Source organism: Methylocapsa aurea (assembly GCF_000746085.1).
GTDB lineage: Bacteria > Pseudomonadota > Alphaproteobacteria > Rhizobiales > Beijerinckiaceae > Methylocapsa > Methylocapsa aurea.
Window position 1 is genome coordinate 531,814 of record NZ_JQKO01000001.1, and the last position, 21,258, is coordinate 553,071.

Annotated in this window: 12 protein-coding genes and 1 tRNA gene; 4 read left to right on the forward strand and 9 right to left on the reverse strand. The window is 62.7% G+C overall.

Annotated elements, in window-relative coordinates; genetic code table 11:
• The first annotated feature begins 474 nt into the window (after positions 1–474).
• The 4 genes from DL86_RS02550 to DL86_RS02565 all read left to right on the forward strand — a co-directional run bounded on the left by DL86_RS02550 (position 475) and on the right by DL86_RS02565 (position 4,657).
• Positions 475–1,392 (forward strand): TIGR01459 family HAD-type hydrolase, encoded by a 918-nt coding sequence (locus DL86_RS02550; protein WP_051952560.1) that lies wholly within the window; start codon positions 475–477, stop codon positions 1,390–1,392.
• A 130-nt stretch (positions 1,393–1,522) separates the two neighbouring features.
• A complete protein-coding gene (locus DL86_RS02555; RefSeq protein ID WP_051952562.1) occupies positions 1,523–2,491 on the forward strand; it encodes a bifunctional riboflavin kinase/FAD synthetase in 969 nt (322 codons plus the stop codon).
• A gap of 245 nt (positions 2,492–2,736) precedes the next feature.
• Entirely contained in the window at positions 2,737–4,320 is a 1,584-nt protein-coding gene (locus tag DL86_RS02560; protein ID WP_036257672.1) for a 2-isopropylmalate synthase, read from the forward strand.
• Between the two features lie 261 nt (positions 4,321–4,581).
• A tRNA-Lys gene (locus DL86_RS02565) sits at positions 4,582–4,657 on the forward strand.
• A gap of 108 nt (positions 4,658–4,765) precedes the next feature.
• Here DL86_RS02565 and DL86_RS19590 read toward each other — a convergent pair.
• The 9 genes from DL86_RS19590 to DL86_RS02605 form a co-directional block, all read right to left on the reverse strand.
• Positions 4,766–4,912: a hypothetical protein gene (locus DL86_RS19590; RefSeq protein WP_156964423.1), complete on the reverse strand. Its 147-nt coding sequence runs from the start codon at positions 4,910–4,912 to the stop codon at positions 4,766–4,768.
• 343 nt (positions 4,913–5,255) lie between these two features.
• Positions 5,256–5,786, reverse strand: coding sequence for a flavin reductase family protein (locus DL86_RS02570; protein ID WP_036257674.1), 531 nt, complete (start codon positions 5,784–5,786; stop codon positions 5,256–5,258).
• A gap of 275 nt (positions 5,787–6,061) precedes the next feature.
• Positions 6,062–7,177 (reverse strand): HlyD family secretion protein, encoded by a 1,116-nt coding sequence (locus tag DL86_RS02575; protein WP_036257677.1) that lies wholly within the window; start codon positions 7,175–7,177, stop codon positions 6,062–6,064.
• A gap of 1 nt (position 7,178) precedes the next feature.
• Positions 7,179–7,901: an ABC transporter ATP-binding protein gene (locus DL86_RS02580; protein WP_036257679.1), complete on the reverse strand. Its 723-nt coding sequence runs from the start codon at positions 7,899–7,901 to the stop codon at positions 7,179–7,181.
• A 5-nt stretch (positions 7,902–7,906) separates the two neighbouring features.
• Positions 7,907–9,049, reverse strand: a complete 1,143-nt coding sequence (locus DL86_RS02585; protein WP_036257681.1) for an ABC transporter permease — start codon at positions 9,047–9,049, stop codon at positions 7,907–7,909.
• Between the two features lie 78 nt (positions 9,050–9,127).
• Positions 9,128–9,550 carry a DUF4345 domain-containing protein gene (locus tag DL86_RS02590; protein ID WP_051952496.1) on the reverse strand — a complete coding sequence of 141 codons (423 nt, stop codon included), beginning with the start codon at positions 9,548–9,550 and terminating at the stop codon, positions 9,128–9,130.
• Entirely contained in the window at positions 9,547–10,980 is a 1,434-nt protein-coding gene (locus DL86_RS02595) for a flavin-containing monooxygenase (RefSeq protein WP_084572631.1), read from the reverse strand. Before DL86_RS02595 ends, DL86_RS02590 begins: the two co-directional genes overlap by 4 nt.
• Positions 10,981–11,001: 21 nt before the next feature.
• A complete protein-coding gene (locus tag DL86_RS02600) occupies positions 11,002–15,168 on the reverse strand; it encodes a cytochrome P450 (RefSeq protein ID WP_202899146.1) in 4,167 nt (1,388 codons plus the stop codon).
• Complete coding sequence (locus tag DL86_RS02605) at positions 15,165–21,239, reverse strand: SDR family oxidoreductase (RefSeq protein ID WP_036257684.1); 6,075 nt, start codon at positions 21,237–21,239, stop codon at positions 15,165–15,167. Before DL86_RS02605 ends, DL86_RS02600 begins: the two co-directional genes overlap by 4 nt.
• Between the last annotated feature and the right edge of the window lie 19 nt (positions 21,240–21,258).

Sequence of the window (21,258 nt, forward strand, 5' to 3'; positions counted from 1 at the left end):
GCAACGCAACGCCTTCTCAACGCCTTTCGCTGCGCCCCTCGATGAAACGGCGGCGGCCGCTTCATCGCTGGGACCAGCGCACTTGCTCAGTCCAAGCTATCGTGCGGCCATCTTTGGCCCGAAGGGATACTAATTTCTTAAAAATACAGCAATCAACAGTGATAATATATCAATTATTACTACGCCAAATCGACAGCGCCGCGACGATTTGAAAAGCTCTGTCTGAGACCGGGCCTCTTTTATGGAAAGGCGACGCGCACTCGCGTAGTAACAATATCTTATGCAGTTTCATGGTTCCGGCCGCGCTGAAAATAATGTAGCCGACGCACGCTATTTCCACTCATCGCAACTGCGTTCAAGGCTTGCCGCTGTTCGCCGCGTCGCCGATAGGTCGGTGCGCGGGCGGAGCGCTTCAAGCAGTTGCGCCTGAACAAGCAGGCCAAAAGAACGCACGCCCAAAGGACGATTGAGCAATTGCCTCGACTTATTCATGGATTGGCCGATCTTGCGGAGGGCTTCGACGTCGTTTTATGCGACGTCTGGGGCGTGCTCCACAATGGCGCCATCGTTTTCGCCAAAGCGGTCGATGCGCTCCGCCGCTTTCGCCTCCAAGGCGGCAAGGCCGGAACCGGCGGCGCGGTCGTGCTCATCACCAATTCGCCCAACCCAAGCCGGTTCGTCCGCGCGCATCTCGACCGCCTCGGCGCGCCGGGCGACGCCTATGACGCCATCATTTCTTCAGGGGACGTCACCGCGTCTCTGCTCATTGAACGCGCTGGCGCGCGTTTGCTCCATATCGGTCCGCCCGACGAAACCGCTTTGTTTGACGAGGTCCTGGCCTTGACCGGAAAGGCGCCGCGGCTCGCCTCGATCGAAGACGCCGATTATGTGCTTTGCACCGGGCTGACCGATCCTTGGCGCGAGACGCCCGCCGACTATGACGCAAGGCTCGCCCGCATGCATGCGCGCGGCCTCGATCTTATCTGCGCCAACCCCGACATCGTCGTGCAGGACGGCGGCGCCCTCGCCTATTGCGCCGGCGCGATCGCCGAGCGCTATGCGGAGGCAGGCGGCAGGGTCATCCAGGCCGGCAAGCCGTTCCCGCCAATCTACGAGCGGGCGCTGGCCCTCGCGAGTGGGCTCCGCGGCGGAGCCCTCGACCGCACCCGCGTCCTGGCGGTCGGCGACGCCATGCGCACGGACATCAAAGGCGCCTGCGATCAAGACCTCTCCAGTCTCTTCGTGACCTCCGGCATTCATCGCGAGGAGTTGCATCGCAAGACGCCGGAAGGCGCGGTGGCGGACGCCGCCCTCGACGCCGCGGCATTGCGGCAATTCACCCAAGCGGCTGGCTTCTCGCCGACGGCGGCGATCCCCGAATTAGTCTGGTAGAACGCATCTTGAGGCCAGCTTTCGCAAAAAGCCGCGCGAGCGCTTGACGCAAGCAGGTCGTCGCGCCAGTTTCGCGCCGATTTCCGGGCTTTGCCGGCGCCGGCAAACCCTCCTCCATCACCGGGTTCCATTGGCCGATACATCCGCTCTGGAAAATTTCACGCTCGCCGTCGACCCGGCCTCGCCGCCTCTCGGACTTGAGGGCGCGGTGGTCGCGATCGGCAATTTCGATGGGGTCCATCGCGGCCATGTCGCCGTCATCAAGCGCGCCGAAGCTTTGGCGGCGCGGCTTTGCCGCCCTTGCGCCGTTCTCACCTTCGAGCCGCACCCGTCCGACTTTTTTGGCGGAGCGAACACGATTTTTCGCCTGACGCCACTGGCCGCCAAGGCCAAAGCGCTCGAGCGGCTCGGAATTGACGGCATGATCGTCTTCACCTTCGACGCGGCGCTGGCGGGCCTCCCCGCCGAGGAGTTCGTTGCCGAGATTCTGGTTCGTCGGCTCAAGGTGCGCGCGGCCGTGGCCGGCTATGATTTCCACTTCGGGGCGAAGCGGTCCGGTTCGCCCGCCTTTCTGAAGGAAGCCGGCGCCAGGCATGGCTTCGAAGTGGCGATCGTCGACTGCATTTCGGCCGAGGCCGCCGATGGCATCGGGGCGGCGTCCTCGACCGCGACCAGAGCAGCACTGGAGGCAGGCGACGTCGAACAAGCAAAAAAACTGCTCGGACGCCCCTTTTCGATCATGGGCGAAGTCATCCACGGTCAGAAACTCGGCCGGACCCTTGGCTTTCCGACCGCCAATCTCCTGCCGGATCCAAGCTGCCGTCTACGCCATGGAATCTATGCGGTCCAGGTCGCGATCGGCGACAAGATCCTCGATGGCGTCGCAAGCTATGGCCGGCGCCCGACCTTCGACAATGGCCCCGCCCTGCTCGAACCTTATATTTTCGATTTTTCGGGCGATCTCTATGGCGAGACGATCGAGGTCCGCTTCATCGGCTGGATCCGAGGCGAGGTGAAGTTCGCCTCGGTCGACGCGCTGACTGCGCAAATCAAGCTGGACGCCGCGCGGGCCAGGGAGATCTTGGCGACGGCGACCTGAATGATGCTTGCTTTTGGAGCGTCATTCCCCTAGTTTATTGAACTGGTTTCAAGTGAGGCGCCACGTGAGTTTTAGCTCCGGCATTCCGCAAAAGAACGACGCAAGGCGCACGCCTGCGATCGGCGGAGCGCGCCTTCTTGCTGGATTGCTTCGGCTTATCCGCCCCTGAGGGCCGGCCGGGCGACGCGCCTGGGCGCTCAGGGGACGCATTGAGCCGCAACGACAATCCCTTTCGGACAGAAACCATGACCAATGCCAATAGTTTTTCGCGCGAGGAAATAGCGCGCCCGAATTCCGAACAAGTCGTCATTTTCGACACCACCCTGCGCGACGGCGAGCAATCGCCCGGCGCCTCCATGACCTTCGAGGAGAAGCTGGCAGTCGCCGATCTGCTTGACCAGATGGGCGTCGACATTATCGAGGCGGGCTTTCCGGTGACCTCCGAGGGCGATTTCGAGGCTGTCTCGGCCATCGCCAAACGGATGAAGCGCGCCGGCGTCGCCGGCCTCGCGCGCGCCGCCAGCAAAGACATCGACCGCTGCGCCGAAGCGGTGCGCCACGCCTTGCATCCCCGCATCCATCTGTTCATTTCGACCTCGCCGCTGCACATGAAATACAAGCTTCAGAAGGAGCCGGAGCAAGTTCTCGAGATGATCGCGGCGAGCGTCGCGCGGGCGCGCAACCTGGTCGGCGACGTCGAATGGTCGGCGGAGGATGGGACCCGCTCCGAGATCGATTTTCTCTGCCGCTGCGTCGAGACCGCGATCAAGGCCGGCGCGACGACCATCAATATTCCCGATACCGTCGGCTATGCGGTGCCGGACGAATATCAATCCCTGTTCGAGACGGTGCGGGCGCGCGTGCCCGATTCCGACAAGGCGATCTTTTCGGTCCATTGCCACAATGATCTGGGCCTTGCCGTCGCCAACACTCTCGCCGGCGTCAAAGGCGGCGCAAGGCAGATCGAATGCACGATCAACGGACTCGGCGAGCGCGCCGGCAACGCCGCCATGGAAGAGGTCGTGATGGCGCTGCGCGTGCGCGGCGATGCGCTCGCCTATCATACCAACATCGACGCGACCATGCTGACGCGCGTGTCGAAGCTCGTTTCGGCGGTCAGTTCGTTTCCTGTCCAATATAACAAAGCCATCGTCGGACGGAACGCCTTCGCGCATGAGAGCGGGATCCATCAGGACGGCATGTTGAAGAACGCCCAGACCTACGAGATCATGACCCCTGATAGCGTCGGGGTGAGCAAGACCTCGCTGGTGATGGGCAAGCATTCCGGCCGTCACGCCTTCAAGGAAAAGCTGAAGGAGCTTGGCTACGAGCTTGGCGAGAATGCGCTCGAAGACGCGTTCGTCCGCTTCAAGGATCTCGCCGACCGCAAGAAGATCGTCTACGACGAGGATCTGATCGCGCTCGTCGATGACGAGATCGTCAATGCGCATGATCGCATCAAGCTCGTAGCGCTGACCGTGATCGCCGGCACCAAGGGACCGCAATCGGCCGCGTTGACGCTCGACTTCGACGGCGAGCAAAAAACCCATCAGGCGACCGGCAACGGGCCGGTTGACGCCATCTTCAACGCGATCCTCGCGCTGGCGCCCCATAACGCCGTGCTCGAACTCTATCAGGTTCACGCGGTGACCAAGGGAACCGACGCGCAGGCCGAGGTTTCAGTGCGGCTCGCCGAGGACGGCAAATCGGTCACCGCCAAAGGCGCCGATCCCGACACGCTCGTCGCATCGGCGCGCGCCTATATCGCGGCCCTGAACAAGCTGATGGTCAAACGCGGAAAGTCGCGGCCGGACGTCTTGACGGGGTAAGGCTAGAGCATGATGCCGAAAAGTGGAAACCGGTTTTCGGACGACATCATGCTCTAACTCTCTAATGAGAGGCGGATTCAGACTTTAGACGAGATCGCGTTGCGATTCCGTCCAAAATCATCCGGCTCTAAGGACAGCGAAGCAAATGCGTTAATAGCGCTTGCGCACGCGCGAAGCGCTGGACATGGCCGCCGGCGTTTGCTAAGCCGCACTGCTTGCTTCCGGCCGGTCCCGCCGAACCGGAGACAATCTCTTTTTGATGGGCGTATAGCTCAGTTGGTAGAGCAGCTGACTCTTAATCAGCGGGTCCACGGTTCGAGCCCGTGTGCGCCCACCATCAAAAACAAGCACTTAGCCGAAAGTTCTGAAGAACTAAAAGAGAACATCCGACGTTTTCCGACCGTCGGAAAGTCGGATGTCCGACTTTCGTTCTAAATCATCGGTTCTAAGCGCTGGCTTCGCCTTTCAGGAAGGGCTCGAGGTAGCTTTCGGACAGCGAATAGCCTCGCGTCCCGATGCGGCCGACCTTGTAGTTCTTGCTGTGGCGGGTGCCCGGCACGGTGCGCAGAAATCGGAAATTCGCGACAAACATCGGCCCTGGCGCTGGCCCTGCACTGTCGCGAGCCTTACTAGCCGCAGGCACCGTTTCGGGCCCTAAGCATACCCGCCCGCCCCGCGCCTTTATGCTCAAGCCGGTTCGGGCGCACATCCATGGGCCTGACTCAGCCTCCTGCTTCGCCAGAATCCTTGGCTGCAAGCTGACCAATTGCCGACCAGTCGAGAGTGTCGCTGCCGTGGGCCAGCAATGTCAAGAAACGATCTCGCAGGAGGCCAGCGAGCGGCATTGGCGCGCGGAGATCTTCCACCGCCGCAAGCGTCAGGCGAATGTCTTTCTGGCCAAGCGGCGCGGCGTTTCCCTCAATGACGAACGCGCATCACGGCATCCTGGAGTTCAGCTTGATCGTCTCGCCATCCACTACGAAAGCGCCATATCCCTGATGGTGAATCGTCTTGGGATTCTTCTGCGCCGGATCTGTCCAAGCCTTCAGCACCTCGAGAACAAAGATATTGTATCTGTTCACAAAGCGAGTATCGATCACCCGGCATTCCAGATTAATGAAACACTCGGCCACAAGCGGCGCGGCTACGCGCTCCGCCGGCGCCGGCGTCAAGCCGCACGCCTCGAATTTATCGGCACTGCGGCCGGAGCAATTGCCGACCTCCACCACTTTAGACGCCAGCTCCAGCGCAGGGATGGCGATCACGCATTCCTTTGTCGCGCGCAATGCAGCAAAACTGTAATTGGCGGGGCTGACGACACAGGCGACAAGCGGCGGCACGAACTCGACCATCATATGCCAAGACATCGTCATGACATTGGCGCGGCCCTTGCGCGAAGTCGTCAGCAAGACCACAGGGCCCGGTTCGAGCGCTTGATAGACCTTGGACAGAGGCAGCTCTTTCATTGGGCGCGACTCCATAGCTTCGGGAGGTCTGTCCAATCACTTTAGCGCCAATGATCCCCTCGCGCCGGACGAAAACCGCGAGCGCGGCGGCCCTCCGCCGCCGGCCGGCCTAAGCGATTCTTTCTCAAACAAGGGATTCCACCAGGTCAGGACGCGCAAAAGCATGTTCTTATGAGACATCGGATATATCCGATGTCTCATAAGAACATGCTCTAACTCATTGACTCTGAGTGATTCCTTTTCGATCAGATGACTCCATCTGATCGGGAAGCGCTCTAACCCGGATTGGGGACCAGCGCCGCCTGGCTGGCGGAGTCGGCCTCCGGCGTTTCGATGAAAACATCGACTTGCTGGCCGACGAAAGCTGGAAAATCCTTTGGAGAGAAAGAATAGATCGCCTGCAGGACGCGGGTGTCGACTCGTTCGGTCGTGTTGCCGGTCAAGGACTTTTTCGGCAGCACATAGGGCTCCACGCGAACAAAGGCGAGGGTCGCCGAGACCGATGGATTTCCGCGCAGCTGCGCAACGGCCGGCGCGCCTAGATGAATTCGCGACGCATCTGCCTCATCGATGTCGGCTCTGACGTGCAGCGGATCGACCGATCCCATAGTCATCAGCGGCGTGGCCAGCACGCCGGCCTGCGCATATTCGCCTAACCGGACATTCACTTTGAGAATCGCTCCCGCAATCGGCGCCCTGACCACCGTCTTATCGAGAGCGATCTGGGCTTGCTCCAAGGCGGCTTTCGCTTGCGCGAGCTTCGCCTCCGCCTCATGGCGCTGGGCGGTCAAGAGCTCAACTTGATGCCGCGCCCCGGAAAGGATCGCCTTCGCGGCGGCGCTGCCTGCGGCCGCCTTTCGGACATCCGCGACCGCCGTCTCGAAGCGTTGGCGGGGCGCCGATAAATTGCGGACCAGCTCGGAATAGCGGGCGTGATCGAGCGTCGCCCGCGCGTGCTCGGCGTCCGCCACATCAAGCCCCGCGCGCGATTGCTCAATCGCATCCTGCTGCAGGATCATCCTCTGCCCAATCGAGGCTATGGCCGCCTGCGCGGCGGCGATCGTCGCCTCGCCCTGCGCCACCGCGGCGCGATAGTCCCGCTCATCGATCGCAAAAAGCGGTTGCCCGGCTTTTACTTTTGCGCCGGCCACGACATCGACGCGGGTGACGACCCCGCCGCGTTCAATGGCGAGAGCGATCACCTCGCTGGCCGGCTCCACGATGCCGGAGCCCACGATGCTGCGCCGATAGGGACTGGCCGGAGCCGCGATCGGCGGCTTTGCGACCACCCTGGTGCTGTATTTCGAGGCGATGGACCAGCTCGCGAAACTCAGCATGGCCAGCGCGAACAATGGAATGCCATAGCGGATCGTGAAGAAACCGTTTGCCATGTCAAGAGACCTCGGAGAATTGATGCGACGGCATCATCCGGATCGAGCGAATCCGTCCGTCTTCCATGGTTACGATTCGTTCGGCGAAGCGGTAGATGCGGCTGTCATGGGTGACGACGGCCACCGCCCGATCGGGAGCGAGGGCCGCGGTCTTAAGTATTTCGAGAACGATCCGGCCGGTTTCAGCGTCGAGCGCGGCGGTGGGCTCGTCGCAGACGATCAGCTTTGGCTCGTGAACGAGCGCTCGCACGATGGCGACGCGCTGCTGCTGCCCGCCCGAAAGCTGATTGGGAAACTTGCCGAGATGATCCCCCATGCCGATTTCGCCAAGGATGGCCGCAGCGGTCACCGTCGCCTTCGCCATTGGAACCCCGGACGCCACCAGCGGGATCGCCGCATTTTCGGCCACAGTCAAGGCGGGCAGCAAATTATATTGCTGGAAGATGAAGCCTATGTTGCGGCGGCGGAAAGCGACCTTCTCGGCGTCCCGCATGCGGGTAATGTTCTCGCCACAAATCTCGACCTCGCCATCGGTCGGAGTGAGTATGCCGGCGATGATCGAGATCAAGGTGGTCTTGCCGCACCCCGATGGACCAACGAGCATGGTCAGTTCTCCCGCCGGCAATTCGAGATCGACGCCGTGCAGCACCGGGACGCTAACATCCCCCACAGGAAAGGATTTTGTGATGCCCCGGCAGTTGACCGTAATGGATCGCTCGTTCAAGGCGCCTAACCCCGGAACACGATCGCGGGATCCACCACCATGACCTTGCGGACGCTGGCGATGCTCGCGATGACAATGATGACGAGGACTGCCCCCGCGGTTCCGACCGCCACCTGCCAGGGCAGTTCGAACCCGCGAAGGTTGATCGAGACGCGCGAGCTGACCTCGAAGAAGCCCGCGCAGAGCCCAATGCCGATGGCGTAGCCGATGCTGGCGACGACCACGGCCTGTAGCAGCACCATGCGAAGGATGGTGGCGTTGGAGACCCCCATGGCCTTGAGCGCGCCAAACTGACGCAAGTTCTCCAACACGAAGATGTAGAACGTCTGGCCGACGACTGCCGCGCCGACAATGAAGCCAAGCGCGACGGTGATGCCGAAATTGACCGGGATGCCGGTTCGCTTGACGTAGTAGCCAACGGTCGCCAACGCGAAATCGCGCCAGGTCAACGCCTTGAGCCCCGTCTGGGCCGAGATCCGGGCGGCAAGCGCATGCGGATCCTCGCCGGCGCGCGCATGCACGAGAACGAATGACAACTGTTTGCGGGTGCTGCCGATATAGGTCATCGCCGTCGAATATTTTGTGTAGACCACCGGGAAAGTGGCGAAGGGCGCGGAAGCGTCGCAAATGCCGACGATCATCGCCCGCCGATCATTGATCTCGATGACTTTCCCAAGCGAAAGCGCTTCATCAGGCCACATGAATTCAAAGCCGGCGCGGTCCATGATCATGGCGTCGGGCTGCTTGAGATTTTCCACCGAGCCAAGCAGCATTTTCGACGCCACGCCGGTCAGGGTCGCATCGTCAACGCCGATCACGATCACCTGCTGCAACGATCCGCCCCGCGTATGCGCCACCGTCAGCCCTTTGTAATAGGGAACCGCCCAGTCGACGCCATCGACGCCGCGCACGCGCTGCAGCTGAGTGTCGGTCATCGCCTCGATCTCGTCGACATATTCGACGCGCGGATCCATGACCCAGATGTCGGCCTCCCGCACGTCGAGAATCTGGCTCGCCGTCCGCGACATCAGGCCGACAAAGATCGAGATCTGGTTCGACATGAGCATGGTCGAGAAGGCGATGCCAAAAATAAGACCGACATATTTCGCCCTGTCCCCAAGCAGCATCCTGAGCGCTACGCCATACATGCCGCTCTCCCAATGGCCGCAAGGCGACACCCGGCCCCAATGCGATATAGCGTCATGAACATTTTCCTGCGGTCACGATCAGCGTCCCCGCCCCTCGATTGTCGATTTGGATAGCCCCGCCGACGCTACCCTACTCTGCCACCAAATAAAGCAAGGCGCGCCGATAAGCTCTAGCAGAGTGAAGCCAACGAAGGGCGGAAAAGGCAAGCCGACGAGAATCAGCGAGAAGAGGCGCCCAAGTCCGCCAAAGAAGATCATCAACCATAGAACGCGAAACAGCGCAGTCTCGCGCTCGATGCGCGGGATGAGCCAGAGAGCGGCGAGACCAAGGCCAAACCATGCCCCCGCGTAGAAGCGCAAATTGCTGTCCAGCGTGGCGTCGCGCGGCAATTGGATCGAAGCGTAGAGCGGATCGTCCAGACCCATCATGCCAAGCGCGCCGGTGACGATAGGCACAAGAGCAAGGACAAAAGTTGTGATTTGAAGCGGGCGCTTTGTCATTGAACGATATCTATGTTTGTGGTCGCGCTAGCCTCAACGCGGCGCCGGCGCGCGGATTGCGGCTGGAGAGACTCTGCGGGATGGATCAGGGACCCGCTATCAGGTTGAGAGTCAGGCGATAGCGCGAGCGCGCGGATCAGGCGCAGAAGTTTCGAACGATAGCTGAAGTGCTCCACTTCGATCGCATGCCGCGATACGTTCGTGAAGCGGATGCCGCCGTCGGCGGCGGTGCGGTCCTTTGCGATGAGCCGGCTCAATCGCGCCGCCTTTTTCGGCGCCGCGTCCCGCGCGCGAATATAGCGCGCCGCCAGCTGCGACTGATAGTCCATCAGCGGCCAATTCCCGGTCGAAGTTTGGAACAGGCCGATGAAGAACAGGTTTGGATGTTGTTGATCGAACATATTCATGTAGAGCGCCGGCTTTTCCATCGACCAGCTCAGATGCTTCTGGTCCAGAAATGGGAAGCTGAGTTCAAAGCCGGTGGCGTAGACGATCACATCGACGCTCTCTTCGCTGCCATCGGTAAACAGCACGCGATCGCCCCGCAATTCCTGCACGTCGCGCTTAGCGACGATATCGCCGTGCGCCAAGTGGTAGAGCAATGTGGAGTTAATGATGAAATGCGCTTCGAAGAGTTTGTGGTCGGGCTCGGGCAGTCCGTAATCCGCCGGATCGCCGGCCGTGAACATGCGAAGCATGTGCTTGCCAAAGAAGCGCCGGGCCCATAAGGGCAGACGCAGGCGCAGCGGCCACTCGGCCCAGGCGTCGGCCGGCATGCCGAACAGAAATTTCGGCCAATAATAATAGCCACGGCGGGTGCTGTGGAATACCGCGCGGCCATGATGCGCGGCGTCCACGGCGATATCGCAGCCGGAGTTGCCGGCGCCGACCACCAGAACTCGCTTTCCGGCGAATGTGTCGGGCGTCTTGTATTGAGCCGAATGAAGCAGCAGGCCATCGAAGTGGCCGGGATAGTTAGGCAACCGCGGCTTGACCAAATGTCCATTGGCGACGAAAACGCCGCGATAGCGCCGGGTTTCGCCCTTATCGAGCTTGACGTCCCACAAATCGGAGTCCGGAACCGGCGCAATCTCGAGCACGGAGCGTTGGAATTCGGCGTGCTCGTATATGCCGAAATGACGCGCATAGCTGCGCAGATAGGCCAGCGCCTGATCGGCGCGCAGATAGATCGGCCATTCGTCGGGGATCGGGAAATCTGTGTATTCGCTGAATTTCTTGGAGCTGATCATATGCACCGACTGGTAGATGCTGCTGCACGGCTTGCCATAGTGCCAGTTGCCTCCAACATCGTCTTCGCGCTCGATTAGATCGAACGGGATCGACAGCGCCTTCAGATTTTTGGCGGCCGTAACGCCGGCGGCGCCCGCGCCGATAACGCAGAAACGTGAGCTACAATCCTGGAAAGACATTTGTATCGCCTCCGCTATTGGTCATATCGCCGGCGCTAAGGCGCGGCGCAACTGGTCTTCATCCATTGTCGGGGCCAAGGCCTCGGCCGCATTTGCGCGGAAAGCGACGCCCTTCAACTCCAACAGGATGGACCCGTCTTCATCGGTTATCGTGAAATGGTCGGCAGCGTGCTGAACCACAAACCGCGCCGCATCCGAAGGCGATGACCCCAATGCGATGCGCTCGATGCGCAAATGGGTTAGATCCGCCTCGCCAGCGCCGCGATGTTCGGCCCAGGCGGCGCGCAGCACATTCTCAAGAGGGTTGATCGGCAAGAGCAGCAGCGGAGGATATGGCAGGGCCCATAAATCCGCGGCATGCGCGGTTTCCGCGCGGCCGATCAAAAGGAGTTTCGCGCCGTCGCGGACGCGCCTCCATTCGGCGGCGCGCAGCAGGTGTCCGCTCCAGACAGCGCGACGCGACGGCGGAAGCTGGTGCGGCTCGGCCTCGTTGAAGGCCGACAGACATGCGCCGATCGTCGCTTGCAGTGCGGCGCGAGGACCTTCGCGATGCACCAAAGTCAGCCGCAGCGCTTCCCGTTGCGTCGCCGCATGGATGCAGCGAACGTCGACCAGCCAATCGGCGCCGAGCCAATAGCCGACCGCCTCCGAGCGCAGATCTACCGAGGCGTAACCAATCGAGCAGAGGATCGCTGCATCGAGCTGCACGGAGACATTGACGAGCGCGACGAGTTCCAGAGATGGGACCCCCTCGGGCATGATCCAGCTCCCAACCCCGATGGCGTGCTCCATGAGCATCGCGGAAGGCAGCGCTGGTTGATCGTCCAGGCGATAGGCATGGAGGAAGCGCGCACCGCCATCGTCCATGCGGTAGCGCGTCGCCAACCGCGCGAAGGGGCTGAATCGTTGCGGCTCTCCGGCATGATGATGCCTGGTGACCAGACGGTCGAGGTTCGGAAGCCCTAGAATGGGGCTGAATCCCTTGATTTGGATAGGGGTGACGGCGGCGCCGGCGGCGCCCATGAACATCACCTCGCCGCTGCGCCCGTCGGCGAGCTCCGCGAGCCAGTGATCGATGCCTTCATCGATCGCCATCGGCGATACATAGCGCTTGGTGACATCAAAATTAGTGATCATCCCCACCCCGTCCCAGGTGGGCCAGGCAAGGGTCTTCACCGTGCAATTCGATGCGCGCCGCGCGGCCCAGAAGCCGAGCCGGGCCAAAGCCTCGTTGGCCGCCGCATAATCCGTCTCGCCGGTCATGCCGCCGCAGCGGCCGGTCAGGGAGCCGACATTGCAGAACGCAAGCAGACCGCCGCAGTCTTGGGCTGCCGCCCAAAGATGAGCGAAGCCCAGCACCTTGGTCCGCACGACGCCGATGAAACTCTCGACGCTCTTCTGGCCGAGCCGCACCGGCTGATCGATCCCCGCATTGTGGATAATCGCGCGGAGCCTATCGCCGAACTCGGCGCAGAGCGCCCGGACGACGGCCGCGTCCGTCACGTCGCAGACGCGGTAGCGAACCGGCGCGCCGCGCCGCGCCAGATCATCGAGGACAGTGCGCAGCTCGCGGCGGCGGCGGAGTCTTGTCATCTCCCGGCGGATCTCCGCCGGCGGCCGTTCCGGCGTCGCGAGCCGAAACTGCTCCCTTGCGTAATCCTTGAAACCGGCCTCATCGAGCACCGCCCATGGCTCGTCGCCCTCGGCCGGCGACTCGCGTCCGGTGATGATGACGTCGGCGCCGCAGCGCTCGGCGATCGCCCCCGCGCAAAGCAGCCCGATGCCCCGCGCGCCGCCCGAAAAGAGCACCACATCGCCAGGTCCAAGCGACAAGGTCTGCGTCTCCTGCAGATCGTCGCGCCCCGCCTGAAGCGTGTAGCGACGCCCCTCGCGGTAGCCAACTTCGAAAAGCCCCCACCGATACAACTCGGCGACCACGCGTTGTTCGACCGCGTCCACCTCATCCGGCGCAAGATCGAGTATGCGCACATTGCAATTGGGCAATTCTTGCGGAAGCGTCTTGGCGAGGCCAGCCCATATGCCGCCAAGAGGCTGTTCGAACCAAGCCTCGCCTTCCATGGCCGCCGGGCCATAGCCCATGCAGCCATCGATCTGGGTGACCGCAAGATAGAAGAGCCGCGATGTGCTTTCTTCGATGGACCAATCCGCGTAGCAGGCATGCAGCAGCGCGAGCGTGCGCCGGATCGGCGCCTCCCACTCGGCCGCGCCGTCTAATGAAAAGGGCGCCGCCAGCCCCAGATCGACGATGCCGTCGAAAGGTCCGGCCTGTTGCGCCAAGGCCATCGCGGCGGCGGCGACGTCAGCCCCAGGAGCCGGCGTGAAAACATGCGCCTGCGCGCAAGCGCGGGTCAGCGACAGCGCCGTCCGTTCGGCCGAACTCCGCTCTCCGTTGACAATGACAATGCGTTTGCCGGCAAGATCGGGCGACGGCCACGCCGGCGGCGCCTCGATCTCCACTGGAAACCAGGTGAAGCGCAGGGTCGGCGCGGCGCCGCCATCGCCTCGCGCGGGCGCCTCAAAGCGAGAGCTGGCGGAGAAATCGATCCCCGCCTGTCTTGAGGCCGGAGGTCTTGGGGTTGAAGGTTTTCGGGCCGAAGGCATCGGCGACGCCGCGGCATCAAGATCCGACCGGTCAAGCGGCGCGGCGCTCGACTCTTCCTCGGTGGCCCTGGAACCGCCGCCGTCAAAAGGGCAGCCCAACTGGCCGGCGCCCCTCCCTTCGACTTTCGTCTGGTCCGAACCAGCCGCGTCCGAAAGCGCCTGTGGCGACGCCTCCGCCCGCCGCCCATTGTTGGCGCGGGGTTTGATGACCAGCCGAATGCCCTCCAAAGGCCGCAGCGAGATCAGCGCCCCGCGGACGATCGGATGACCGGGAAGCAACGCAAGATCGAGATGCTGGACAACGGTCGCCATTTGGACCCGCATGATCAGCAGCGCCATCTGATAGCCGATGCATTTGCGCATGCCGCCGCCGAATGGAAGATATGCGAATTTGTGTCTCTGCGGCGCATCGGAGCCGAAATTCTCCGGATCGAAGGCTTCGGGATTTGACCAGAACTCCGGATGGCGGTGCGTGACATAGGGTGAAATGAAAATCGATGAGCCAGCGGGAACATGAAAGCCGCCGATCTCGTCATCCTTCTCGAGGTCGCGGGTAAAGCCCCAGATCGGCGGATAGACTCGCAGGGCCTCGTTCACGACCTGGTCGAGATAGGGCAGCGCCTCCAGATCCTCGAGAGTTGGCGCCCGCCCGCCGAGCCGCGCGTCGAGCTCCTCTCGAAGCCGCCGGAAGATCGAAGGATGTTGCGCCATCGCATAGAGAGCCCAAGCGAGCCCGCTCCCGGTGGTCTCATGGCCGGCAAGGAATACGGTCATGACCTCATCATGCACCTCTTGCTCGGTCATCGGCGCACCGGTTTCAGGATGGCGCGCCGCGAGCATCAGAGAAATAATGTCGCTGGTCTCGCAGCGGCCTTCCCGATGGTCGTCGATGACTTGCGCGATGATCCGATCGATCCCTTTGCGCGCGCGGCGGATGCGCAGATTGAACGGAGTCGGAACCCGCCGCGGAATGAAATCATTGAGATTGCCTTGCGGCATCATCGCCTCGAGTCCGAAGCGCACCGACGGACCAACTTCCTCCGCGTAACGGGAAATGTCGGAGTTGAAGATCATCTTCCCAAGAATGGCGAGGCTCAGATGCATCATCTCCGGCACGATGTCGATCGATTGCCCAGGCGGCAGCCGGCGCCAGCGTTCGACCAGGCTCATCGAGGCCTCGCCCACGACGGCGACGCTGTCGCTGATGTGCTTCTTGTGGAACATCGGTTGCACGACGCGGCGATGCCGGCGCCAAAAATCACCATCCGTAGTCAGCAGGCCATCGCCGAAAAACAGCTTGAAATTATCGTAGAAGCGCCCCCGCACATAGTTGCGATGATTGTCTTGCAGGACATATTGCACATGTTCGGGATGGGCGAGCGCATGGGTGAGAAACGGGCCAAGCCGGTTGCGCGCGACATCGCCATGGTCCTGCCGCAGCCGCAGCAACATCGTGATCGGATCGCGCTTGTATTCGGCCAGATTGCCCATCAGCAGGCTGCCGCGGGGGCCGGGCGCGCTGCGCTTAGTCGCCAAGCGCGCCGTCGAATTCGAAATCGCAGTCATGCCGCAAATCCTTCCCTGCGATCGCCGCCAGCCAGAATGGCGTCAACTTCGGCCTTGGCCACGAAGGCGCCGGTGTCGCGGTGCACGTAGCCGATGATCACTCCGCTGACGTCCTTCATCTGGATCAACATGCGGCCATCGGGCCGGGTGGCGACAAAACGGTTCCGACTGCCGGCGCCCTCGAGCGCGAACTCGCGCGGCGTGGCGTAAAGCTCGATGGACTCATGGAGCTTCGGCAAGATGCAATCATTGCCGCTCTCGTAGATGTCGATGCGGCGGATCGAGGCCGGCGCCGCCAGCGGGATATAGTTCTCAGCGACATGGTTGAGGACCGCGATGCGCGCCAATCCGTCAAGCAGAATGGTCGGCACGACGAAGCGCGAGAACACCGGGTCGTCGCTTGACAGATCGAGACTGAATCGCGCCCGCTTGCCAAGGGGGGCCGAACGCGTCTTTTCGGTCGAGACGAATACACCGGTCAACCGCACTGGAGCGGCGTCGAAATGATAGGGATCGGCGACCGGCGTATGCGGCGCATCGGGCCAACTTGCCCAAACCGGCGCTGGTTCATAGCCGCCGGCCATCAGCGCCTTGATCTCGAAATGAAGCTTGTCGCGCACCAAGACCTGACCCGATGGAGCCACGACGTCCCCAGTCACCCGCACTTGAACGACCGCGCAATCGTCGCCGCGCCGAAGAACCTGCGCGTGAATTTTCTTCACGCTCGGCCGCCGCGCATCATAGACGCGCAGGAAATGGTGAAAAACAGCATCCTCGAACCCGACGACCACGGAGCCGGGCAACAATTGCAGCGCCGCCTCCGCCGCGATCTCTGGAACAAAGGTGCCAGGCAGCGTCGCAAAGCCATTGACCACGTGATGCTGAAGATAGGCGTCCGCATCGAGGTCGAAGACCCGTTCGAATGTGGCTTCGTCCGTTCCGCGCGCCAACTCCCGACCGAGATAGAAGCCCGGTGATTGGACTCGGCTCGCGACATCGCGCATGGGAGCGGCGGCCGCCGCATATGGCGCCGGGGCCTCAAAAAACGAGGGGAGATGCGCGATGATGGCGCTGCGTTCGGCGTCGCCCAGATAGACTGTGGCGGCATCCGGTTCGCCGAGATTGATTTCGCGCAGGAAATGGTGAACCCCCTCCTCTGTGGGCATGCTGGTAAACAGCCCGCTCTTTTCAAGAAACGCCCGCGTCACTGGATTCGAGCCCATGCCGACCGACTGCCACAGAGTCCAGCCCATGGTGAATTCGTTCGCGCCGAGAACGCCGCGGTGATAGGCCGCCTGGGTGTTGAGGAAATCGTTGCCCGACGCGTAATCGGTTTCGCCCGACTGACCCGTCAGGCCGATGAACGAGCCGAAGTTGCACCAAGAGCGCGGTTGTCTGGCGCCAAAGGCCGCGCGCAGATTCCAATAGCCCCGGACCTTGATATCGCGCACCGCCAGAAAGTCGTTGAACGATTTGACCGGCACGGACGCAGTGCGGCTGAGCCCCGCGGCGTTGACGACAAGATCGACTTGCGCCTCGCGCGCCAGGATCGCGGCAATCGCGTTTTGGATGCTCGCGGCGTCGAGAACATCCGCGCAGAGATAGTGGACTCGGTCGGCGCCGCAATGTTTTCTCATCTCCTCGATATTGCGGCGCGCTTCACGAGCGTTGATGAGCCGATCGTAGGCTTTGTTGATTTGCGGCATGGACAGCGCCGGATCGAGCGCCCTTTGCTCGCGAATATAGTGCGGCCGTTTGCGCGCGAACTCCTCGTCGCTGCAATCGAGGACATCCGGCATCGGCTCGGCCAGCTTGGTGCTGCCGACCAGATAGATGGTCGGACGGATATGACGCGCCACCGCCTTCATAGCTTCGGCGGTAATGCCGCGCGCGCCGCCGAAGGCGACCACGACGGAGTTCGGTCCAAGTCGCATCGCTCCATCGGCGGGCAAGTCTCCAGGCGCTTCCTTGACGCGGGGCGTCAACCGGCGGGCGCCGCGCAGCGCCACGACGGGCAGAAGATGGGCCGCGCCGCTTTCCCGCTCGGCCTGCCAGATAGCTTCGCGCGCCTCCTTGCTGTCGGTAAAGACGCCGAGCGAACGGCAGGAGGGAAGCTCGATCATCATTGCCTTGACGAGGCCGGAAAACAAACCCGCATCTGGATGCAGCGCGTCTCCGCTCAGGGCGTCGAGGAGCAGCGCCGTGAACGAGCCGCCTTTGCCCAAGGCGTCGTAGCATTGCTTGAGAGCAAGGAAGGCCAGATCATGGACCGCCAGCAGCGCTGGAGCCGGCGAAGAGAATTGGCCGGGAGAAAGCGCGGCCGCGCTCAGCGAGGAGAGAATCCGGACGTGGCATGCGCCGGTGGGAATGAGACCCGCGAGCGATTTCTCATTGGCGGCGGCGATATGGCGCCAACCTTGGCGCGCCTGCGTCAGCGGGCGCGTGGACAGCACAACCAGATCGGCCGGCAGGATGCCGAGTTGATCCAAGAGTTGAGGCTCGTCGGTGACCAACACGCAGCGCGCAGGCAGGAATGCGATCGGATCGGCGCCGCGCCGCCACGGCATCTCCTCAAGGTGGATGCGATAGCGCTTGAGGCCAAGCGGCTCGCCATTTGCGCCAATGTCCGTGCGGCGCAAGCCTTCTGGTAGAGGCGGCCGCATGGCCGCTGAAGGAGCGGAAATTTCTGCCGCGGCATCGGCTGCGGCCGATGATGGGCCGGAGGGTCGAACGCTCGAGGCGACGGCCCCAACGATCCGGGCGCTATCGGCGCGCGGCGCCGGGCCTGTCTCATTTGCGGCGGACATCGGCGCGCTTGCGTCGACTTTCGCCACACGCAGGCCAAAGCACATGCGGTCGCCATCGTTCGGCGCGACCACGGTCTCGCCTGGCGTCTGCGCGAGCACGGCGCGCAGGACGGCAATGGCTCCATCCGCGGCCAGGAAGCTCACCGGGCGCCCGCTGCGATCGCAGAGGCTTGGGCCGGGGTTTCGCGCGGCGTCCGCTTCGGTAACCACGGCAGCGTCGATGCGCGCGATCGCCGACAGGCCGGAAGCTTCAGCGCGGGCCTGCGTCATCACCGCGAACAACACCAGACCTTCGGCCGGACTGACGTCCAGAGCGGGGTGAATTTCGTCCGCCGTATTGCCATTGATGCCGCCGACAATGACCATGTCGAGTTCGCCGCTGCGCAGATAGCCGGCCGCGACGTCGAAGGCGGCCAGAGCTGACGAGCGGCCAGTGTCGATGGTCATGTTCGGACCATGCAGATCAAAGTAATTGGCGATCCGCGCCGGAATGACATTGGGCATCATGCCGGGGAAGGAATTTTCCGTGCTCGTCGCCACCAGGCGCTTCGTCCGCTCCCGCAACCCAGCCAGCGCGGTTTCAATTAAATCGAAATCGGAGCCGGCTTTTTCGCCATCCAGCGCCGCGGCGATATCGTCGAGATAGCACCGGCTTGCATATAGCGAGGCGTTGCGGGTCGGCCCCATATGCCCCATCACGACGCCAATCGCGTCATGATGGGCGTCCCAGAACGCCCGCACTTGGTCGCGGAGATCATTCGCGGCGTCCAAGGCCATCAGCTGACAGCGATCGATCGCGCGCAGCACGGCCGGCGGCATTTGAACCCGATTGAAGGGCGGCAATGGATAGGAATCGCCAAAGCTGGCGAGCGGCGCGGTCCCCACGCCGAGGAGCCAATCGCGCACGGCGTCGGCGCCATCCAGTCCCGGCAGCTTTGCCGACCAGCCAACAATGACAAGCGGTTCGGAGGGATCGCGCAGGCGCGCCGGCATCGTGGGAAGATCGGCCCTGTACTCGGAGATGACGAGATGCCCATTGGTGCCGCCGAAGCCGAAGCCTGACACCGCCGCGGTGCGCGGCTCCGAAGGCTTGCGCTTCCAGTCGATGGGCGCGGTGGGGATCCGCAAACCGGACCCCTCAATGTTGAAATCGGCGGGGGCCGCGGCGAAACGGTGCTGCGGCGGTATGCGGCTATGTTGCAACGCCAGCAGCACCTGGATCACCGAGGCCACTCCGGCGGCCCAACCGGTGTGGCCGATCAGCGACTTGTTCGATGTCACCTGCACCGGAGCGTCGGCGACGAACATATGCCGCAAGCTCTGGAATTCGGCGAGGTCGCCGGCCGGCGTGCCAGTCGCATGAGCGACGACCCAATCGACCTGCCCTATCGCCGTCCCAGGCCGCTCATAGGCGCGCCGGATCGCAATGTTTTGCCCCTCGGAGCTGGGCGCGTAGATCGCCTTGCCTTTCCCATCTGAGGAACATCCGAACGCCTTGACGACGCCGAGGACGCGATCGCCGTCCGCCAAGGCGCGCTTCAGTCGCTTAAGGATGACGACGCCTGCGCCATCCGAGAACAACACCCCGTCGCAGGCCTTGTCGAGCGGACGGGCTTCCCCACTCTTCGACAATCCATGCAGCTTCGAGAACAGCACCGAGCCGCGCGGCGCCAGCGCAAAGGCGCCGCCGCAAGCGACAACATCATGCTTGCCTAGCAGCAGTCCCTTAATCCCAAGATCCATCGAATAAAGCGATGACGAACAGGCAGTGTCGACCATCATGTAGTCGGCGTCGTCTGGCAGCACGCCGCGCATCGCCGCGCGCCCCACGCGATGCGGAAGGAACTCGGCGAAGCCGCTGGCGCCGCGGCCATAACGCGCGCTGAGAACGCGATCGATCGTCGCAAAGCAGCGTCGACGCTCCTCCTCCGGCGCATCGCCTTCGGCCAGAACGGCCTGCAGGCGGCTGCGAACGCCGGCCAGAACCATCGCTTCTTCAAGGTGCTGGGAGCCGTCGGCGGTGTAGCCGGCGAAAAAGGAGACGCGATCGTCGTCGCGAATTTGCACGCCCTCCAGCGCCTGCATCAGCGCATGGCGCAGCCATAAGGTGGTGAGCTCCGTCGGCGCGACGCCGGCGTCCAACTCTTCCTGCAAGCGGGGCAGCGGTTCGAACCCTGTGATGAACACCGAGCGCGACTGGTAACTCTTGTCCTCGGCCGAAGCATCGGGCGAAAAGAACGATTGATAATCCCAACGATCGGGCGGCACATTGCCGAAAAGTTCAGGTCCCTCCAGGAGGGTTCGCCAGAATTCTTGCGGATCATTAGCGCCCGGCAGCGCCAACCCCATGCCGACGATGGCGATCTCATCGGTGTCGTCGGGCGCTTCGGCCAAACCCTGCGCCGGCGCCTGCGCTTGCTTCGAGCTGGCGGCGCGCTCCGCAATGAAGGGGGCCGCCAGAGACTCCGCCGCTGCGGCGGTCAATTCGGTCCGGGGAGACAGGCCCTCGCTGCAAAGCGACAAGCCGCCATCGGCGACCACCACTTGGCCCGTGATCCAGCGCGACGAATCGGAAGCAAGGAACAACACCAGATCGGCCAAGTCCTCGGCGGCGGCGAGCCGTTTCAACGGCGTCGCGGCGATGCTGGAACGCTTGGTGCTTTCGGAGTTGGGGAACATTTCGGCGACGCTGCCATCGATCAGCGTCGCCGAAGCCGTGTTGACGCGAATGCCTCGCGGCGCATATTCAACCGCAAGATAGCGCGTAAGCGACTCCAAGGCGGCCTTGGATGTGCCAACCACCAGGTAATTGGCCGGCACCAGAGTGGCGCCCACCGAGGAGACGTTGACGATTGCCCCGCCCCGGCCCATCAGGGAAGCCGCCCGACGGGAACACCAAAAGGCGCCTTTGAGATTGGTGCTAAGCGCCTTGTCGAAATGCTCCTCCGCGATATCGTCCACGCAAAGGAGCGCGCCGGAGGCGGCATTGTTGACGAGTATATCGAGGCGGCCATATTTGGCCGCGATCTCGTCAAACATTCGATCGACTTGATTCTTTTGCGCGACGGACGCGCGGATCACGTCCACTTCAACGCCCATCGCGCGCAACTCGGCGGCGGTTTCCTTGGAAGCCTCCAACGAATGAAAGAAATTGACGATCACATGCGCGCCGCGTTCGGCAAATCGCATTGCGATGGCCTTACCTACATTTTTTGCGCCGCCTGTCACCAGGACAAGCTTCCCCGACAAGGAGCCATCAACCATTAGAACACCCCGATTTGAA